We start from the raw sequence: 19,900 nt of genomic DNA on the forward strand, positions 1-19,900 counted from the left end.
AGGCGGGGTCTCCTTTCGAGGGGCGAGGGATCAGGCCGTTCTGTGACGGTGATGGATGATGCGGGCGCGCAGAATGCCGCGCGTGCCGAACAGGATCGAGGCGAAGTAGACGACACCGGCCGACAGGATGATGGCAGGTCCGGACGGCAGCGAGGCGTGATAGGACAACAGCAGCCCGGCGATGCAGGAGGCAAAGCCGATCAGCACGGCCAGCACGCACATCGGCTCGACGCGCACCGTCCAGAAGCGGGCGGCTGCCGCCGGCAGCATCATCAGTCCGACCGACAGAAGCGTGCCGAGCGCCTGAAATCCGCCGACGAGGTTGAGCACGACGAGACCAAGGAAGATGAAGTGCACCGGGCTGCCCATGCGGCTGACCGAACGCAGGAACAGCGGATCGAGGCATTCGGCGACCAGAGCCCGCCAGAAGATGGCGAGGCTGACCAGCGTCACCGCGACGATGCCGCCGATCAGCGTCAGCGCCTCATTGTTGAGCGCCAGCACCGTGCCGAACAGCACATGCATGAGATCGACGCTTGAGCCGCGGATCGACACCATCAGCACGCCGATGGCCAGCGAAATCAGATAGAAGGCCGCCATCGAGGCGTCCTCGCGCTGGATGGTGAAACGCGAGACAGCACCGGCGCCGAGCGCCACGATAATACCGGCGATCAGCCCGCCAATGGTCATCGGCAGGATTTCCAAACCATAGAACAGGAAGCCGGCGGCCGCGCCCGGCAGGATGGCATGCGCCATGGCGTCGCCCGACAGGCTCATGCGCCGCAGCATCAGGAAGACGCCGATCGGGCAGGCGCCCAACGACAGCATCAGCGAGCCGAACAGCGCCCGCTGCATGAAGCCGAAATCGGCGAACGGTGCGATGAACAGACCGTAGAGCGCGTCCATCAGGCAGCCCTCGGCCCGGCGTCATGGTCGTGATCGTGGCCATGATGATCGTGGCCATGGGCATGATCATGACCGTGCCCGTCCGGCTCGCACCAGGGCGCGTTCTCCTCCCAGGCTTCATGGAAGCGACGGGCGCGCAGAAGGTTTTCCGGCTTCAGCGTCTCGCGCGTTTCGCCCCAGGCGATCGGCTGGCGGGCCAAAAGCAGCGTCTCCGGAAAATTCTGCCGCACCAGATCGAGATCATGGACGACGACCATGATGGTCCGTTCCTCGCCGTGCCAACGCTTGATCAGGGCGATCAGATCGCCGACCGTCTTGGCATCGACGGCGTTGAATGGCTCGTCGAGCAGGATCAGGTCGGCGTCCTGCAGCAGCACGCGGGCAAACAGCGTGCGCTGCAGCTGGCCACCCGACAGCGTGTCGATCGGCCGCTTCTCGAAGCCGCCGAGGCCGACCGCCATCAGCGCCTGGCTGACCGCCGCGCGATCCTCTGATGTGTAGCGGCCGAGCATGCCGCGCTTCGGCCAGAGACCGAGCGAGACCAGGTCGACGACGCGGGCGGGAAAGGAGCGATCGAGCTCCGATTGCTGCGGCAGGTAGGCGGCGCGCACGCCGGGTGCGCGAGCAACCTCACCGGCCATAGGCTTCAGCACGCCGACAATGCCCTTCATCAGCGTCGACTTGCCGGAGCCGTTGGCGCCGACAACGGCGGTCAGCGAGCCCTTGCGGATCGTGCCGTCGAGATGGTGGATCGCCGGGTGGCTGTTGTAGCCCAGCGTGAGGTCACGGAATGTCAGGCAGGTCTGGGTCATGTCGTTCCGTGGAGCAGCGAAACCCGGCCGCGGGCAGGGCCGATTGGATATGTGATGTTATTACATTAGTCAACAAGCCAATCAGGCGGAATTGCGACCGGCGGCTCAACTTGCCGTGAGTCGTTTGCGCACTGGTCCAAGGGGATTTGGCCCCGGCGGCCTTGCCCGAAGCGAACCGCAACTCTAAACAGTCGCCACCCATAACAGGAAGGAACCTCCCATGAGCATTCGTCGCATCGATGTTGGCCCGCGCATGAGTCAGATCGTCATCCACGGCAACACCGTCTATCTGGCCGGCCAGGTCGGCGAGCCCGGCGGCAACGTCGCCTCGCAGACCCGCGACATTCTGGCGGCCATCGACGAATTACTGGCCAAGGCCGGCACCGACAAGACCAAGATCGTTCAGGCGATCATCTGGCTGGCGGATATGGGTACCTTCGCCGAGATGAATTCGGAATGGGACAAGTGGGTGCCGCAGGGCCACACCCCCGCCCGCGCCACCGGCGAAGCCAAGTTGGCTGGCCCGGAATATCTGGTCGAGATTATCGTTACGGCGGCGATTTAAGGCACGGCGCTGAAACTGCCAATCTCCCCCACAAGGGGGGAGATCGGGTCTTGTCCCGGACTGCGCAACTGCCCTTCGCTATGGCTCCGGGCGTTCGGCGTTCGAAAAGCCAGATCGTTGGCTTTTCGCCAGCCGTCGGCTGGACACGCCTCACCCCTGCGACGGCGTGAATCTCGCCACCAGCGTATGGCTTTCCGCCGGATAGATAAACCGCACATGGGTAACCGGGTGTTCAGCGCTCCAGGTGCGGCGCTCGACCACAAGGCATGGCGCGCCCGGATCGATGTCGAGCGCGTCGGCGATAGCCTCATCGGCGGCCATGGCGCGGATGCGATGCTCGGCCTCGCTCCATGGAACGCGGCCGATCAGCCAGGGGCCGGCGGCGATCTCCAGAAACTCTTCGTTCCCGGCTTCCGGAACCGCGGAAAGATTGATCAGGCGCTGCTCGAGTGCGAAGGGCCGTTCGCCGGCAAAATGCAGGCCTTCGATCCATAGCACCGAGCCTGCGGCGGGCAGCCCGAGCAGCGCTCTGTCCTCCGCATTGCTGCGGCGCTTGAGCTGTTCCAGCCGCTCGTAGCGATAGGGCAGGCCAAGCGCCTCGACCTCGATCCTGATGTCGTGAAGTTCCAGCACTGCTGCCTGCGACTGCGGCCGGCGGACGAAGCTGCCCGAGCGGCGGCGGCGTTCGATCAGCCCGGCCTTGGCCAACTGCGACAGCGCCTTGTTCACCGTCATGCGCGAGCAATTGTACTCGGTCGTCAGTTCGTGCTCGAACGGAATGCGATGTCCGGGCGCCCAGGCGCCCGACAGGATCTTTTCGCTGATGTCGGACAGGATGCGTTGGTGCAGGGAACCGCCGCTGTCCGCATCCGCCGTCTCGACCGTGCTCATGCCGAAAGCGCCCTCATCACGGCGCGAAAACGCTCTGCGATAGCTTCGCGCCTGGCATGCCTGCCGCCGCTGACCTGCTTCTTGCCGTGCACCCAGACGCAATCGATCGTGCTGCCATTGGCGAAGATCCAGGCGTCGAGGATGGCGTCGCCTGCCTTGCCGGCCAGAGAAGGATGGCCGGCGTCGAGCGAGACGAGATCTGCCGCGGCGCCGGCGGCGATCTGCGAGGCACCGGCGCCGAGCGCCTGGCTGCCGCCGTCGAGTGCTGCGTCGAACAGCGCCCGCCCGGTCGAGCCGCCGGCCACCGCCAGCACATTGCGGGCGCGGTGGGCGAGGCGCTGCGAATATTCGAGTTGGCGCAATTCGTCGGGCAGGCCGATCAGCACGTTGGAATCGGAGCCGATACCGAAGCGGCCGCCATGCTCGGTGAATAGCGGCGCTGCAAACGTCCCGTCGCCGAGATTGGCCTCGGTGATCGGGCAAAGACCGGCGATGGCGCCGCTCCTGGCCATGCCGATGGTTTCGGCATCGGTCATATGGGTGGCGTGGATCAGGCACCAGCGCTGGTCGACCTCGGCATTGGCCAGCAGAAATTCGACCGGGCGCGCGCCGGACCAGGCGAGGCAGTCCTCGACCTCCTTCACTTGTTCGGCGACGTGGATGTGGATCGGCCCATTCGGCGCCAAAGCAGCAACTTGGGTCAATTCCTCCGGTGTGGCGGCGCGCAGGCTGTGAGGCGCGACGCCGACGACAGCCTGATTCAACGCGCGAACCGATTCACTGGACTTCTCAACAAGCCGGGAGAACCGATTCACATCGTTGATGAATCGCCTTTGGCCTTCGTTCGGGGCCGCTCCGCCGAAGGAGGAGTGCGCATAAAACACCGGCAGCAGCGTCAGGCCGATACCGGTTTCGCCGGCGGCGGCGGCGATGCGCTCGGCCATCTCGGCAAGATTGGCGTAGGGGTTTCCGTCGCGGTCGTGGTGCAGATAGTGAAATTCGCCGACGCGGGAAAAACCGGCCTCCAGCATCTCGACATAGAGCTGCGCGGCGACCGCCTCGACCTGATCGGGCGTCATCGACAGCGCGAAGCGATACATCACCTCGCGCCAGCTCCAGAAACTGTCGGCGGAGGGGCCGCGAAGCTCAGCCAGGCCGGCCATGCCGCGCTGGAAGGCGTGGCTGTGCAGGTTGGGCATGCCGGGGACGACAATTGTGTGGCGCTCGTCGCCGGCCTGCGGTGCCGCGTCCGCCTCGACTGAGGCGATGCGGCCATCATCGAGCGCGATCCTGACATTGCCTTGCCAGCCCTCGGGCAGCAGCGCCTGTTCCGCAAAGATCGCCGTCACGTCCGTCTCCAAATCTGCATGCCTAAGCGACGAGACCACTTGCGTCGCGTTTCAATATGTATATACATAATCGTCATCCTTTCAAATGGAAAAGATGATGGGTGGAGCAAACGGGAAGAGCGGCCTTCGTGTCTGGCGCAATGCGCGCCTGGCGACCATGGCCGACGGTGTGGCGGGCCTCGGCATTGTCGAGAAAGGCGCGATCGCCGCGCGCGATGGTCTCATTGTTTATGCCGGCGCGGAGGCCTCGATGCCGGCTTCGGCGGGGCAGGGCGTGGACACGGTCGATTGCGAGGGCCGCTGGATCACGCCGGGCCTGATCGATTGCCACACGCATCTTGTCTATGCCGGCAACCGCGCCAATGAATTCGAGATGCGGCTGGCCGGCGCCACCTATGAGGAAGTCGCCCGCGCCGGCGGCGGCATTGTGTCCTCGGTCAAGTCGCTGCGCGCGGCAAACGAGGATGACCTTGTTGCCCAGACGCTGCCGCGCCTCGATGCGCTGATGGCCGAGGGTGTCACGACGGTCGAGGTCAAATCGGGCTATGGCCTCGATCTCGACAATGAGAAGAAGTCGTTGCGTGCCGCCCGCCGGCTGGCCAATGAGCGCCCCGTCACAATCCGTACAACCTGCCTCGCCGCGCACGCGCTGCCGCCCGAAGCTAGGGGTGACAAGGACGCCTTCATCGATCTCGTCGCCGCCACGATCCTGCCCGACGTCGCCGCTGAGAAACTTGCCGACGCCGTCGACGGTTTTTGCGAAGGCATCGCCTTTTCGCCGGAGCAGATCGCACGCGTCTTCGAGAAGGCGAGAGCACTCGGACTGCCCGTGAAACTCCATGCCGACCAGCTTTCGAATCTGCACGGCGCAGCACTTGCCGCCAGCTATGGCGCGTTGTCGGCGGATCATCTCGAATACACCGATGAGGCAGGCGCTGCCGCGATGGCGAAGGCCGGCACGGTGGCGACCATCCTGCCCGGTGCCTATTACTTCATCCGCGAAACCAAGAAGCCGCCTGTCGACCTGTTCCGCCGTCATGGCGTGAAGATGGCGGTGGCGACGGACAGCAATCCCGGCACCTCGCCGCTCACCTCGCTGTTGCTCACCATGAATATGGCCGCGACGCTTTTTGGCTTGACCGTCGATGAATGCCTTGCCGGCGTCACCCGCGAGGCCGCGCGTGCACTTGGCCTTCTCGACAACGCCGGCACGCTGGAGGCCGGCAAATCCGCCGACCTGACGATTTGGGACATCGAGCGCCCTGCCGAACTCGTTTACCGCATGGGCTTCAACCCGCTCCATGCCCGCATCTGGAGAGGACAATGACCGAACTGACCCTGAAGCCTGGCAATGCGACGCTGGCCGACTGGCGCGCCATCTACCGTGGCGCCGTGCCGAAGCTGGATGAGGCCTGCCGTCCAAGAATCAAGGCGAGCGCCGAGGCCGTCGCCCGGATCGTCGCCAAGGGCGAGCCGGTCTACGGCATCAACACCGGCTTCGGCAAACTGGCCAGCGTGCGCATCCCGGCCGGCGATCTCGAAACCTTGCAGCGCAATATCGTGCTGTCGCACGCCGCCGGCGTCGGCGAGCCGATGCCAGTCGCAATTGCCCGGCTGATGATGGCGTTGAAACTTGCCAGCCTGGCGCAGGGTGCGTCCGGGGTGCGACCCGAAACCATCGATTTGCTGGAAGCGATGCTCGCCAACGACGTCATCCCGGTGGTGCCGGCGCAAGGTTCCGTCGGCGCGTCCGGCGATCTTGCACCGCTGTCGCACATGACGGCGGTGATGATCGGCGTCGGCGAATGCTTTACCCCGCATGGTCGTTTCCCGGCCAAGGTCGCTTTCGTCTCGCACGGCCTCGAGCCGGTGACGCTGGGCGCCAAGGAAGGTCTGGCGCTGCTCAACGGCACGCAGTTTTCGACCGCCTATGCGCTCGCCGCTCTGTTCGAAGCCGAAGTGCTCTACCAGTCGGCGCTGGTCGCCGGTGCGCTGTCGACCGATGCCGCCAAGGGGTCCGACGCGCCGTTCGACCCGCGCATTCATCTCCTGAGAAAGCACCGTGGCCAGATCGAGACGGCGGAGGCACTGCGCAATCTGATGGCCGGTAGCGCCATCCGTGAATCGCATCGTGTCGGCGACGAGCGCGTGCAGGATCCCTATTGCCTGCGCTGCCAGCCGCAGGTGATGGGCGCCGCGCTCGACGTGTTGCGCAAGGCGGCCGATACGCTCGGCACCGAGGCCAATGGCGTCACCGACAATCCGCTGATCTTTGCCGAGGACGACACGGCGCTCTCCGGCGGTAATTTCCACGCCGAGCCGGTGGCTTTCGCCGCCGACATGATCGCTCTGGCCGTCTGCGAGATCGGCTCGCTGTCGGAACGCCGCATCGCCATGCTGGTCGATCCGGCGCTGTCAGGCATGCCGGCCTTCCTGACGCCCAAGCCGGGCCTCAACTCCGGCTTCATGATCCCGCAGGTGACGGCGGCCGCACTCGTTTCGGAAAACAAGCAGAAGGCCTATCCGGCCAGCGTCGATTCGATCCCGACCTCGGCCAACCAGGAAGACCACGTCTCGATGGCCGCGCACGGTGCGCGCCGGCTGATCGGCATGGTCGAGAACGCCACGGCGGTGATCGGCATCGAATTGCTGGCCGCCGCGCAAGGCTGTGACTTCCACCAGCCGCTGGCGTCGAGCAACGCGTTGGAAGCGGTACGCAAACTGGTCCGGGCTGAAGTGCCGCATCTCGACAATGACCGCCACTTCCACCCCGACATGGAAAAGGCGATCGCCATGGTGCGCAGCGGCGCGACCGTCAGGGCTGCCCGCGCGGTGGCGCTGCCGTCCATCGCGGGAGCGGCATGATGAACGCCACACCCTGGCTTACCGTCAGCCGAGGCACAGCACCGCTGCTGGTGTCGATCCCGCATACCGGCATCGACCTTGCCGGCCTCGAACCCCGGCTGGTGTCGCCCTGGCTCGGCCGCCGCGATTGCGACTGGTGGATCGACAAGCTTTATGACTTCGCCAACGACCTCGGCGCAACCGTCGTTCACACGGCCATCTCGCGAACCGTGATCGACGTCAATCGCGACCCATCCGGCGCCTCGCTCTACCCCGGCCAGGCGACCACCAGCCTGTGCCCGACCGAGACCTTCGACGGTGACCCGCTCTACCGCGAGGGCGAGGAGCCGGGACCGTCGGAGGTCGACGAGCGTCGCGAAAAATTCTTCGTGCCTTACCATGCTGCCTTGCAGGCCGAAATCGACCGCTTGCGTGGCCTGCATGACAACATCGTCCTCTACGATTGCCATTCGATCCGTTCGGTATTGCCGCGTCTGTTCGAAGGCACGCTGCCAGTCTTCAACCTCGGCACCAACGACGGCAAGAGCGCCGATCCCATCCTGCAGGAAAGGGTCGCCGCAATCCTGGTCGGAACTGGCGAGACATGGGTCGTCAATGGTCGCTTCAAGGGCGGCTGGATCACGCGCCATTTCGGCCAGCCACAAAGCGGCGTGCATGCGCTGCAGATGGAGCTCTCCAACCGTGGCTACATGCGCGAGCCGGAGGAGAAGGGCTCGCCGGACAATTGGCCGGTGCCTTACGAAGCCGGATTTGCGGCGCCGATCCGCGTAACGCTGGAGAACATTCTGAAAACCGCGATTGCCTGGGCGCAGGGCTGATCGGCAATTCTTCGGAGGAACGCAGTGACCGAACATGTCAGGACATTCCTTCTCGCGGGGGGGCTGGTTCTAGCTGCAATCGTTTCGGCATTCGCCGCCGAAGTGGCGATGAAAGGGCCGGAAATCCTTGCCGATCTGAAGGGCGCGCAGGTCCAGGGCGACGGCTGGTCCCAAGACTTCGATGACGGCGGCGCAACAAGCTATGCCAGAGGCGGCAGTCACCAGATAGGCCGCTGGGACGTGCGGGGTGACCAGTACTGCTCGCTGTGGCCGCCCTCTGATGTTTGGGCCTGCTACACCATGACGATCGATTCCTCCAATCCTGCCAACGAGCGGATCACTTGGATTAGCGCCGACGGCTCCCGCAGCACCGCGCATCTCATTCGAAAGGGACAATGATGAACAATCCTCGCCACAACATCCGTGAAGTGCGCAGCCCCCGCGGCGACAAGCTCAACGCCCGATATTGGACGACCGAAGCGCCGCTGCGCATGCTGATGAACAATCTCGACCCGGACGTTGCCGAAAACCCCAACGAGTTGGTCGTCTATGGCGGCATCGGCCGGGCGGCGCGCACCTGGAACGATTTCGACCGCATCGTCGCCTCGCTGAAGACGCTTGGCGAGGACGAGACGCTGCTGGTGCAGTCCGGCAAGCCGGTCGGCGTGTTCCGCACCCACACCGATGCGCCGCGTGTGCTGATCGCCAATTCCAACCTCGTGCCGCACTGGGCGACCTGGGAGAAATTCAACGATCTCGATAGAAAAGGCCTGATGATGTACGGCCAGATGACGGCCGGCTCGTGGATCTACATCGGCACGCAAGGCATCGTGCAGGGCACGTATGAAACTTTTGTAGAAGCGGGCCGCCAGCACTATGGCGGCAACCTCAAGGGAAAGTGGATCCTGACCGGCGGCCTCGGCGGCATGGGCGGCGCCCAGCCGCTGGCCGCCGTCATGGCCGGCGCCTGCTGCCTGGCCATCGAATGCAACCCGGACTCGATCGATTTCCGCCTGCGCACCCGCTATGTCGACGAGAAGGCCGAGACGCTCGACGAGGCGATGGAAATGATCGAGCGCTGGACCAAGGCCGGCGAGGCGAAATCGGTCGGCCTGCTCGGCAATGCCGCCGAGATCGTGCCCGAAATGTTCAGGCGCGGCATCCGCCCCGATATGGTCACCGACCAGACCTCGGCCCACGACCCGATCAACGGCTATCTGCCGAAAGGCTGGACGATGGCCGAGTGGCGCGAGAAGCGTGTCAGCGATCCGAAGGCGGTCGAGAAGGCGGCTCGCGCATCCATGCGCGAGCATGTCGAGGCGATGGTGGCGTTCTGGAACGCCGGCGTGCCGACCCTCGACTATGGCAACAACATCCGCCAGGTCGCCAAGGACGAAGGGTTCGAGAACGCCTTCGCCTTCCCGGGTTTCGTGCCGGCCTATATCCGTCCGCTGTTCTGCCGCGGCATCGGCCCGTTCCGCTGGGCCGCACTCTCTGGCGATCCGGAGGATATCTACAAGACCGACGCCAAGGTGCGCGAACTGACGCCTGGCAACACCCATCTGCACAACTGGCTGGACATGGCGCGCGAGCGCATCTCGTTCCAGGGCCTGCCGGCGCGCATCTGCTGGGTCGGTCTCGGCGACCGCCATCGGCTCGGCCTCGCCTTCAACGAGATGGTGGCCAAGGGCGAACTCAAGGCGCCGGTCGTCATCGGCCGCGATCACCTCGATTCCGGCTCGGTCGCTTCGCCGAACCGCGAAACGGAAGCGATGAAGGACGGCTCGGACGCCGTCTCCGACTGGCCGCTGCTCAATGCGCTGCTCAACACCGCGTCGGGCGCCACCTGGGTGTCGCTGCATCATGGCGGCGGCGTCGGCATGGGTTTTTCCCAGCATGCCGGCATGGTCATCGTCGCCGACGGTACGCAGGATGCCGCCAGGCGCCTGGAGCGCGTGCTGTGGAACGATCCGGCGACCGGCGTCATGCGTCATGCCGATGCCGGCTACGATATCGCCATCGAGTGCGCCAAGGAGCATCAGCTCAATTTGCCCGGCATTCTCGGCTGATAGGCTGAAATCATGCGCATTCTTCGTGCCGCCGACTACCGCGTGATGCCGTGGAAGAACGGCGGCGGCACGACGACCGAGATCGCCGTCTCGCCTGACGGCGCCGGCCTCGACGAATTCGACTGGCGCGTGTCGATGGCCCGCGTCGAGGGCAGCGGGCCGTTCTCCAGCTTTGCCGGCATCGACCGCACGCTGTCGGTGCTGGAAGGCGAGGGCATCGTGCTCGATGTCGCCGATCAGCCAGCGGTGCGGCTGACGCCGACTTCCGCGCCGTTTTCCTTTCCAGCCGACCTGCCGACCAGCGCCTCGTTGATCGCCGGCCCGATCACCGACCTCAACGTCATGACGCGCCGCGGCCGCACGTTGCATTCGGTCGAGCGGCTCGCGATTTCGCAGCCTGTGGACATCGCGACGCGGGCCGGTTCGACCCTCATCCTTTGTCACAAGGGCGAAGCTGTTTTCCCCGAGGCTGGGTCAATTCGCCTCGGGCCGCTCGACACGTTGCTGATCGGGCCGGATGCTCCCATCATGAAGGTCGAGCCGGCGCGGGATACGACGCTGTTCGTGGTCCGGATAACCGCCGCCGCCTGAGGCTTTCGCGCCAACGGTTACCGCCTGTTTCCAAACATGATCGCAATGCCGGCGAAATATAGCGTAAGCTCCTGCCGGCATCACGAAAAAGCCCGAATCCTCTCCGCCGATCGAACCCGACGTGAGCGAGGGGCGATCGTCTTTGAGTTTGGTCGAAAGATGACGCTCTGTCGTGGTGCGGAAACAAACTTTCGGCATAGGGGTTGATGCAACCAATTGCATTTGAACCGGTTTTAGGGCCATTGCCGTGGCGGTGACGCCGCTGAGTGCCCGCTTACGGAATTTTCAATGAATATTCAGACGAATCCTGCCCAGATCGAGAAGACAAGCGCGAGCTTTCCGGCCATTACGGAAGAGCCGATAAGGTCGACATTCCTGCCGGAGGAGCGCCTTCGGCTGCTTGGCGAAAGCCTGGCCAAAGGCGATCTCACCGATCTTTTCGGCCTGATCCCATTCGATTTCCAGGCCCGCATCCGCGACAGCGCCAAGAAGATCCTCGAAGTCTACCGTTCGACCAATGCGGCGCAGGCCAAGGGCGAGACGATCACGCCGGCCGCGCAATGGCTGCTCGACAACAATTATCTGGTCGAAGAGACCATTTTCCAGGTCAAGCGCGATCTGCCGCGCCGCTTCTATCGTCAGCTGCCGACGCTGAAACTGCCTGACGGCGGCACCGTGCCGCGTGCGCTGGCGCTGGCCTGGACCTATGTGGCGCATTCGGACAGTTCCGTCTCGGCGACCATGTTCAAGTCCATCGTCCAGGGTTTTCAGTCAGTCGAGCCGCTGAAGATCGGTGAACTCTGGGCGCTGCCGTCGCTTTTGCGCTTCGTGCTGATCGAAAATCTCCGCCGGCTGGCCGTCAGGGTCAATCGCACCCGCCAGATGCGCCAGATCGCCAACGATGTGGCCGACAAGGTGCTGGCGACCGACGAAAGTGCCGACCGCCAGGCGATCCTAGCCAATTTCAGCGCTCACGCGCAGGACACCACCTTTGCCACGCAGCTTCTCTATCGCTTGCGCGATGGTTCGCAGAATGCCGGCAAGGCCCTGGAATGGCTTGAAGGCGAGCTCGAAAAGACCGGCTCCGATGCCGAGGAGATCATCATCTCCGAGCATCACACCCTGTCCAGCGGCAATGTGACGACCGGCAACATCATCCGCGGCCTGCGCCTCATCAACGACGTCGACTGGACGGTGTGGTTCGAAGGCGTCAGCCGCATCGACACCGTGCTGCGCGAGCGCACCGATTTTGCCGCGCTCGATTTCTTCTCGCGCGACCAATACCGCACCGCGATCGAGGAGCTTGCCCGCCGCTCGAACTTGTCGGAATACCGCGTCGCCGAAAAGGCGATCGAACTGGCCGGCCAGGCCGCTAGCGAACACGCCGCCGGCGAACATGTATCGGCCGGCGATGGCGACGATTCCGCGCCGGCTCCGTCCGCGCATACCGATGTCGGCTTCTTCCTCGTCGGTCCGCGCCGTCTGGAGCTGGAAAAAGCGATCGGCTATCGGCCCACCATCAGCCAGACGGTCAAGCGGACGTTCACCAAGACCGGATGGTTGGGCATTGTCCTGCCGGTCTTCGCGCTGACGGCCCTGCTTCTCGTCCTCACCGGCAATGCGTTGGCCAATCTCGGCCTGTCGGTGACCTCGATCGTCCTGATGCTGGCGCTGTTTGCCGTGCCGGCGAGCGAGGGCGCGCTGGCCTTCTTCAACACGGTGGTCTCGCTCTTCCTCAAGCCGACACGCCTGATCGGTTACGATTACAGGCACGGTGTGCCGCCCGAGGCGCGCACGCTGGTGGTTGTGCCGTCGCTGATCGGCTCGCGCGACGATGTTGAGGAAAACATCCGCAACCTCGAAGTCCATTACCTTGCCAATCTGGTGGACGAGATCCATTTCGCGCTGCTGTCGGACTGGCCCGACAGCAAGATCGAGATCGATGCGGCCGACACCGAGATCCTCGAATATGCCCGCGCCGAGATCGCCCGTCTCAACGCCCGCTATCCCTCGGAAGGCGCGCCACGCTTCTACATCCTGCACCGTCGCCGCCTCTTCAACGCGGCTCAAGGGGCCTGGATGGGCTGGGAGCGCAAGCGCGGCAAGCTGCATGAGCTTGACCTTCTGCTGCGCGGCGACAGCGACACGACTTTCTTGCCGCTCGACGTGCCGCTGCCGGAAAAAGTCGTCCATGTTATGACGCTCGACGCCGACACGCGCACCACCCGCGACGCGGTGGCGAGCCTCGTCGGCAAGCTCTGCCACCCGCTCAACCGCCCGCATTTCGACGCCGCCAGGCGCGTCGTCACCGCCGGTTACACGATCCTGCAGCCGCGCATCACCGCTTCGCTGACATCAGGCGACGAGGCCTCGTTCTTCCAGCGTGTGTTCTCGGCCAATCGCGGCCTCGACCCCTACGTCTTCGCCGTTTCCGACCTCTACCAGGATGTCTTCAGCGACGGGTCCTTCACCGGTAAGGGCCTCTACCATGTCGATGCCTTCGAGGCCGCCCTGCAAGGCCGCATCGAGGAAAACACCGTCCTCAGCCACGATCTGCTCGAAGGCGCGCTGGCGCGCGCTGCACTGGTCACCGACGTCGAACTTGTCGAGGACTATCCGACCCGCTACTCGGTCGACGCCTCGCGTCACCATCGCTGGGCACGCGGCGACTGGCAGCTTCTGGGCTTCATCCTCGATCCGCGCTCCGGCGTTCCGGCCCTGTCGCGCTGGAAGATGGTCGACAATCTGCGCCGCTCGCTGACGCCGATCTTCTGGGTGATGGCGGCGATCGCAGGCTGGACCCTGCTGCCCTTCACGCAGGCCGCGCAATGGCAGGCCTTGCTGATCCTCAGCCTGTTCATGGCGCCGACCTTCGACGTGGTCAACGCCATCCTGCCCAAGAGCGGCGACCAGACGCCGCGCGGCCATTTCTCGGCGCTGGCGCGTGACGTCGCCTTCGGCACCGCCATGGTGGCGCTGAAGATCGTGCTGATGGCGCACAATGCCTGGATGATGGGCGACGCCATCGTGCGCACGCTCTACCGGTTGTTCGTCAGCCGCCAGAATCTTTTGGAATGGCGCACCGCTTCCCAGGCGCACAAGGCCGGCGACAACGATGTCGGCTCCTATTACGGCATGATGTACGGCGCCGTGATCATCGGCTTCGTCGGCCTCGCCATTCCGGTGCTGGCCGATTCCACCGGCGCCTTCGTCGCCTTCTTCTTCGCCCTGTTCTGGATCGGCTCGCCGGCGATCGCCAGTTGGATCAGCCGCTCGGCCGAAACCGAGGACCGGCTGCGCATATCGCAGGCCGATATCCACACGCTGCGCACTATTGCGCGGCGCACCTGGCACTATTTCGAGAGCTTCGTCACGGCGGAGCATCACAATCTGCCACCGGACAATTTCCAGGAAAGCCCGGCACCGGTCGTGGCGCCGCGCACGTCGCCGACCAATGTCGGCGTCTATCTCCTGTCGGTGGTCTCGGCGCGCGATTTCGGCTGGATCAGCCTGTCGGATGCCATCACCCGCATCGACGCGACCATGACGACCATAGAGAGCATGCCGCGCCACCGCGGCCATCTCTTCAACTGGTACGACACCACGACGCTGAAGCCGCTGTACCCGCTCTACATTTCGGCTGTCGACAGTGGCAATCTCGCCGGCCACCTGGTGGCCGTGGCGGCGGCCTGTGCGGAATGGGCGGAAGCGCCGTCCGTTCACCTGCAGGGTGATTTCGAAGGCATTCTCGACACGGTGACCATCCTGAGCGAGAGCCTCGATGAGTTGCCCGACGACCGCCGTCAGCTCAGGCCTCTGCGCCAGCGCCTCGTCGATCGCCTGGACGGCATGCGGCGCGCCGTCGAGACGATCAAGGCGCAGCCGGAAATGGCCTCGATCCGCACCATCAACCTCGCCGTGCTGGCGGGCGAGATCCGCAAGCTGGCCACCGCCATCCACACCGAGGCGGCGTCGGCCCAGAGCGACGTCATCGTCGACTGGGCGGCGAGGCTGGAAGCCACTTGCGAGGCGCATGTCCATGATGCCCACAGCGACGACAACGCCGTCGAAGCGCTACGCGCCAAACTTCTGACCTTGCGCGAGCGCACCCGTCGTTTCGCCTTCGAGATGGAATTCGCCTTCCTGATGCGGCCGGAGCGTAAGCTGCTGTCGATCGGCTATCGGGTCGAGGAGCACCAGCTCGACGAAAGCTGCTACGACCTTCTCGCCTCCGAGGCGCGGCTGACCAGCCTGTTCGCCATCGCCAAGGGCGACCTGCCGACCGAACATTGGTTCCGGCTCGGCCGTCCGATCGTCGAGATCGGTTTCCAGGGCGCGCTGATGTCCTGGTCGGGCTCGATGTTCGAGTATCTGATGCCGCCGCTGGTGATGAAGGAGGCGCAGGGATCGATCCTCAACCAGACAAGCAAGCTGATCATCAAGCGTCAGATCCAGTACGGTCGCCAGAAAAACGTGCCCTGGGGCATCTCGGAAGCGGCCTACAACGCCCGCGACCGCGAACTGACTTACCAGTACACCAATTTCGGCGTGCCCGGGCTTGGGCTGAAGCGCGGTCTTGGCCAGAATACGGTGATTGCCCCCTACGCCACCATATTGGCGGCGCAGTTCAACCCGCGCGAAGCCGTGCACAATCTGGCGCGTCTGCGCGACATCGGTGCGCTTGGCCCGCATGGCTTTTACGATGCGGTCGATTTCACGCCGCAGCGGGTGCCTGAAGGGACCAACCACGCGGTCGTGCTGAACTACTATGCGCACCATTCGGGCATGTCGATCGCGGCGGTCGCCGACGCGATCTTCGAGGGTCGCCTGCGCGACCGTTTCCACAGCGACCCGGTCATTGAATCGGCTGAACTCCTGCTGCAGGAAAGGGCCCCGCGCGACATCCCGACCGCGACCGTCAGGACCGAGGCGGACGAGCGCGCCAAGGACGAGACCGAAACCGAGAGCCCCGACACCCGCATCGTGCTCGATCCGCTGCGGTCGCTCCGCTCGACCAATGTGATGTCGAACGGCCGTTATTCGGTGATGGTGACGGCAACCGGCTCCGGCTACAGCCGCTGGGGCGATCTTTCCGTTACGCGCTGGCAACCGGACCCGGTCGAGGACCGTCTCGGTTCCTACATCTTCCTGCGTGACGTCAGCACCGGCGACTGGTGGTCGGCAACGGCGGAGCCAAAGCGCGCGGCAGAGGAGAAGGTGCAGACCCTGTTCTCCGACGACAAGGCGAGCTTCGTCAAACTGGTCGGCACATTGCGCTCCGAGGTCGAATGCATCGTCGTTTCCGAAGGCAATGGCGAAGGCCGTCGTATCACGCTCTACAATGAAAGCACGTCCGATCGTTTCATCGAGGTGACGTCCTTTGCCGAACTGGTACTGGGTTTGGAGGCCTCCGATAACGCGCATCCGGCCTTCTCCAAGATGTTCGTGGAGACTGAAATCGCCGCCAATAAAGGAGCGATCTTCGCCACGCGCCGCAAGCGCGAGACCAGCGAGCCCGATATCACGCTGGCGCATTTCGTCACCGATCCGTCCCGGACCGGCGCGCGATGCCGAGGCCGAGACCGACAGGCGCGCCTTCATCGGCCGTGGCCGCTCGATCGTCGATGCCGCGGCTTTCGATCCGGGCGCCAGGCTCGGCGGCCATTCCGGCTTTACGCTCGATCCCATCGCCTCGCTGCGCCGCCAGGTGCGCGTGCCCGCCAACAAGAAGATATCGCTGACCTTCTGGACCGTCGTCGGGGCCAACCGCACCGAGCTGGAAGAAGCGATAAACCGCCTCGACCATCAGGAGAGCTTTGCCCGCCAGGCCATGCTTGCCTGGACGCGGAGCCAGGTGCAGACCCGCCATATGGGCCTCAGCCTGACCGATGCCGCCAATGTGCAGAAACTGGCGCGCTATCTGATCTACCCCGACGCGTTCCTGCGCTTGCCGGCCGAATCCCTCGCTTCGGGCCTGGGCAAACAGTCGAGCCTGTGGCCGACCAGCATCTCGGGCGATTTCCCGATCTTCCTGGTCAGGATCGGCGACGTCGCCGATCTGGAAATCGTCGCCCAGGCGCTGCGCTTCCAGGAATATATGCGCACCCGCGGCATGATGATCGACTTCGTCGTCGTCAACGAGCAGGCTTCGTCCTATGTCCAGGACCTGCAGCGCGCGGTCGAGACGCTGTGCGAAAACAGCCGTCTGCGCGGCAAGGAACTCGGTCCCCGCCAGCACATTTTCGCGGTGCGCCGCGACCTGATGGAAGAGACCACCTACAAGACGCTGCTCGCCGTCGCCCGGGTGGTGCTGCATACCCGCAACGGCACCATCTTCGATCAGATCGAACGGGCCGAGGCGGCTGCCTTGCAGGCGCGCGACGGCTTGCCGTCCACCGGATTGCCGGCTCCGCGCGAAATCCCGGCGGCGCATGCCTTTGCCTCGCAGTCCGTGGCGGATGTCAGCGCCGATGGCTCTGGCCTCAGCCAATGGAACGGCTTTGGCGGTTTCGACGGCGACGGACGGCACTATGTGGTGCGTCTGGCTGGCCGGCGCACCACGCCGCAGCCCTGGATCAATGTCGTCTCCAACGCCTCGTTCGGTTTCCATACGTCGGCCGAGGGTGCTGCCTTCACCTGGAGCCGCAACAGCCGCGATTACCAGTTGACGCCGTGGTCCAACGATCCGGTCTCGAACCGGCCCGGCGAGGGCATCTATATCTACGATCAGGCCAGCGGCAGGGCGTTCTCGCCGATCGCCGCCGTGGTGCGCGATCCCTCGATGACATACGAGGCCTGGCATGGCCAGGGCTTCTCCACCTTCCGCTCGAAGCGTGGGCCTTTGTCGATGGACCTGACACATGTGGTCGACCCCGTCGATCCAGTGAAGATCACGCGGCTGCGCATCCAGAATTCAGGCGCGGTGCCGGCGCGGCTGCGCGTCTATGCCTACGCCGAATGGGTGCTTGGCGGGCATCGGTCGCGGACGGCCGCCACCATCGTCCCGTCCCGCGACGGGGCGACCGGCGCGTTGCTGGCGCAAAACCCCTATGGGCTCGATTTCAGCGAGCGGGTGGCTTTCCTCGCCGCCGATGCCGCTGCTCATTCGGTGACGGCGGATCGCTCCGAATTCCTCGGCCGGCACGGGTCCAGCGAGCTGCCGCACGCGGTGCTGACCGGCGCGGCCCTGTCGGGCCGTGTCGAAGCCGGGGATGACCCCTGCGCGGCGATCGCCCGCGACGTCGAGATCCCGGCCGGCGGCGACGTCACGCTGCTCTGGCTGCTCGGCGATGCCGACACCCCCGCGCAGGCGAGCGCGCTGGTGCAGGCGCACCGTGGCAAGGATTTCGACCAGCGCCTGGCCGACAATGAGCGCGAGTGGCGCGGTTTCCTCGACACCATCCAGGTCGAGACGCCAGACAAGGCGCTCGATGCCATGGTCAATCACTGGCTGCCCTATCAGAGCCTGGCCTGCCGCATCCGCGCCCGCTCGGCCTTCTACCAGGCAAGCGGCGCCTTCGGCTTCCGCGACCAGCTGCAGGACACGTTGGCGCTGCTGGCGCATGATCCGACCCTGGCGCGCGACCAGATCCTCAACGCCGCGCGGCGGCAGTTCCCGGAAGGCGACGTGCAGCACTGGTGGTTGCCGCGCACCGGAGCCGGCGTGCGTACCATGATCTCCGACGATGTGGTCTGGCTGGCCCACGCCACGGCGCGCTATCTTAGTGTGACCGGCGACGCCGCCATCCTCAAGGAGCAACTGCCCTTCATCGACGGGCAGGCGCTGGGCGAGGGCGAGCACGATGCCTTCTTCACCCCTGAAATCTCGAAGAAGACGGTGTCGCTTTACGACCATTGCGCGCGTGCGCTCGACCTGGCCATCAAGCGCAGCAGTCCTGCCGGCCTGCCGCTGATCCTTGGCGGCGACTGGAACGACGGCATGAACCGTGTCGGCGAGCACGGCAAGGGCGAGAGTGTGTGGCTAGGCTGGTTCCTGCTGAAGACGCTGGGCGACTTCGCCGCCGTCGCCAAGAGCGAGGGCGACAGCAAGCGAGCGCAGACCTGGGTAAAGCATGCCGAGGCGCTGAAGCGGGCGCTTGAGAGCACGGCATGGGACGGCGAGTGGTACCGGCGCGGCAGTTTTGACGACGGCACGCCCTTGGGGTCGCGCACCTCCGAAGAGTGCAGAATCGACTCCATCGCCCAATCCTGGAGCGTGCTTTCGGGCGAGGGCGACCCGGCGCGGTCGACGACGGCTATGCAGCAGGCGACCAACCTGCTCGTCGACGACAAGCTCAAGATCGTCAAACTGTTCACGCCACCCTTCTCGAAGACGCAGAAGGACCCCGGCTACATCAAGAGCTATCCGCCCGGTGTGCGCGAGAATGGCGGCCAGTACACGCATGCGGCGACGTGGTTCGTCATAGCGCTGGCCGAGATGGGGCAGACGGACGAGGCCTATCGCTGCTTCTCCATGCTGAACCCGGTCAACCACGCATCCGACGAGGCCTCGGCCGAGCAATACCGCGTCGAACCCTATGTGGTGGCGGCCGATATCTATGCCGGAGACGACAAGGGCGGGCGCGGCGGCTGGACCTGGTACACCGGCTCGGCGGGCTGGCTCTACCGGGCGGCGGTCGAGGGCATCCTCGGCATCGAACGGCGCGGCAAGCAGATCACGTTCCGGCCGAAGCTGCCCAGCCATTGGGATGGCTACCAGGCTTCCCTGAAGATGCTGGGCGCCGAGATCAAGGTTCATGTCGTTCGCGACAAAAAGACCAAGACGATCTCGCTTGAAGTCGACGGCTCGAAAACAAAGTCCGCCTCCTTCGAACCCAAAGCTGGTACCAAGACTGAGGTCGTGGTAAAGATACCGGCGTAAAATCAATACCTTAAGTCAATAGGTCGCGCGTCCTTCGGGGCGCGCGACGCCGCGAATGTTTACTTGCGTGCGATCGGCGACGGCATCCGCCAGGCATTGCCTGACACTTCATGCAAGCCTGCGGTGATTAAAAATGTGGCAGCGCTCGGCCAC

The 19,900-nt window shown here is 64.8% G+C and carries 11 protein-coding genes and 1 pseudogene; 8 read left to right on the top strand and 4 right to left on the bottom strand.

Annotation, left to right across the window (positions count from 1 at the left end; translation table 11 throughout):
- Positions 1–30: 30 nt before the first annotated feature.
- Both aztB and aztA read right to left on the bottom strand, forming a co-directional pair.
- A complete protein-coding gene (aztB, locus tag ACVILI_RS16475) occupies positions 31–906 on the bottom strand; it encodes a zinc ABC transporter permease AztB (protein WP_019857527.1) in 876 nt (291 codons plus the stop codon).
- Positions 906–1,718, bottom strand: a complete 813-nt coding sequence (gene aztA, locus ACVILI_RS16480; RefSeq protein ID WP_019857528.1) for a zinc ABC transporter ATP-binding protein AztA — start codon at positions 1,716–1,718, stop codon at positions 906–908. Before aztA ends, aztB begins: the two co-directional genes overlap by 1 nt.
- A 220-nt stretch (positions 1,719–1,938) precedes the next feature.
- Here aztA and ACVILI_RS16485 point away from each other — a divergent pair, with 220 nt between their 5' ends.
- Positions 1,939–2,283 (top strand): RidA family protein, encoded by a 345-nt coding sequence (locus tag ACVILI_RS16485; RefSeq protein ID WP_019857529.1) that lies wholly within the window; start codon positions 1,939–1,941, stop codon positions 2,281–2,283.
- Between the two features lie 150 nt (positions 2,284–2,433).
- On the opposite strand, the gene hutC is transcribed toward ACVILI_RS16485, so the two are convergent.
- Positions 2,434–3,174 carry a histidine utilization repressor gene (hutC, locus tag ACVILI_RS16490; protein WP_038646173.1) on the bottom strand — a complete coding sequence of 247 codons (741 nt, stop codon included), beginning with the start codon at positions 3,172–3,174 and terminating at the stop codon, positions 2,434–2,436.
- Complete coding sequence (locus ACVILI_RS16495) at positions 3,171–4,523, bottom strand: formimidoylglutamate deiminase (RefSeq protein WP_038652521.1); 1,353 nt, start codon at positions 4,521–4,523, stop codon at positions 3,171–3,173. Before ACVILI_RS16495 ends, hutC begins: the two co-directional genes overlap by 4 nt.
- Before the next feature lie 97 nt (positions 4,524–4,620).
- Between ACVILI_RS16495 and hutI the strand changes: the two genes are divergently transcribed.
- The 7 genes and pseudogenes from hutI (at position 4,621) to ACVILI_RS16530 (ending at position 19,747) form a co-directional block, all read left to right on the top strand.
- A complete protein-coding gene (gene hutI, locus ACVILI_RS16500; RefSeq protein ID WP_148307360.1) occupies positions 4,621–5,850 on the top strand; it encodes an imidazolonepropionase in 1,230 nt (409 codons plus the stop codon).
- Positions 5,847–7,388, top strand: coding sequence for a histidine ammonia-lyase (hutH, locus tag ACVILI_RS16505; RefSeq protein ID WP_038646175.1), 1,542 nt, complete (start codon positions 5,847–5,849; stop codon positions 7,386–7,388). The genes hutI and hutH overlap by 4 nt, the downstream gene beginning before the upstream one ends.
- Positions 7,388–8,206, top strand: a complete 819-nt coding sequence (gene hutG / locus ACVILI_RS16510) for an N-formylglutamate deformylase (RefSeq protein ID WP_038646178.1) — start codon at positions 7,388–7,390, stop codon at positions 8,204–8,206. Before hutH ends, hutG begins: the two co-directional genes overlap by 1 nt.
- 24 nt (positions 8,207–8,230) lie before the next feature.
- The gene (locus ACVILI_RS16515) at positions 8,231–8,605 is read left to right on the top strand and encodes a hypothetical protein (protein ID WP_038646179.1); all 375 of its coding nucleotides are present in this window, start codon (positions 8,231–8,233) and stop codon (positions 8,603–8,605) included.
- Positions 8,602–10,275, top strand: coding sequence for a urocanate hydratase (gene hutU / locus ACVILI_RS16520; protein ID WP_240564720.1), 1,674 nt, complete (start codon positions 8,602–8,604; stop codon positions 10,273–10,275). Before ACVILI_RS16515 ends, hutU begins: the two co-directional genes overlap by 4 nt.
- A gap of 12 nt (positions 10,276–10,287) precedes the next feature.
- Positions 10,288–10,866 carry a HutD/Ves family protein gene (locus ACVILI_RS16525; protein ID WP_038646181.1) on the top strand — a complete coding sequence of 193 codons (579 nt, stop codon included), beginning with the start codon at positions 10,288–10,290 and terminating at the stop codon, positions 10,864–10,866.
- Positions 10,867–11,154: 288 nt separating this feature from the next.
- A pseudogene (locus ACVILI_RS16530) lies at positions 11,155–19,747 on the top strand (GH36-type glycosyl hydrolase domain-containing protein).
- Positions 19,748–19,900: the final 153 nt, after the last annotated feature.

This window comes from Mesorhizobium sp. USDA 4775 (assembly GCF_054062655.1).

Excerpts from the sequence above, each read along its gene's own strand:
- aztB (WP_019857527.1), bottom strand. The coding sequence starts at position 906 with ATGGACGCGCTCTACGGTCTGTTCATCGCACCGTTCGCCGATTTCGGC.
- aztA (WP_019857528.1), bottom strand. The coding sequence starts at position 1,718 with ATGACCCAGACCTGCCTGACATTCCGTGACCTCACGCTGGGCTACAAC.
- ACVILI_RS16485 (WP_019857529.1), top strand. The coding sequence starts at position 1,939 with ATGAGCATTCGTCGCATCGATGTTGGCCCGCGCATGAGTCAGATCGTC.
- hutC (WP_038646173.1), bottom strand. The coding sequence starts at position 3,174 with ATGAGCACGGTCGAGACGGCGGATGCGGACAGCGGCGGTTCCCTGCAC.
- hutI (WP_148307360.1), top strand. The coding sequence starts at position 4,621 with ATGGGTGGAGCAAACGGGAAGAGCGGCCTTCGTGTCTGGCGCAATGCG.
- hutH (WP_038646175.1), top strand. The coding sequence starts at position 5,847 with ATGACCGAACTGACCCTGAAGCCTGGCAATGCGACGCTGGCCGACTGG.
- hutG (WP_038646178.1), top strand. The coding sequence starts at position 7,388 with ATGAACGCCACACCCTGGCTTACCGTCAGCCGAGGCACAGCACCGCTG.
- hutU (WP_240564720.1), top strand. The coding sequence starts at position 8,602 with ATGATGAACAATCCTCGCCACAACATCCGTGAAGTGCGCAGCCCCCGC.
- ACVILI_RS16525 (WP_038646181.1), top strand. The coding sequence starts at position 10,288 with ATGCGCATTCTTCGTGCCGCCGACTACCGCGTGATGCCGTGGAAGAAC.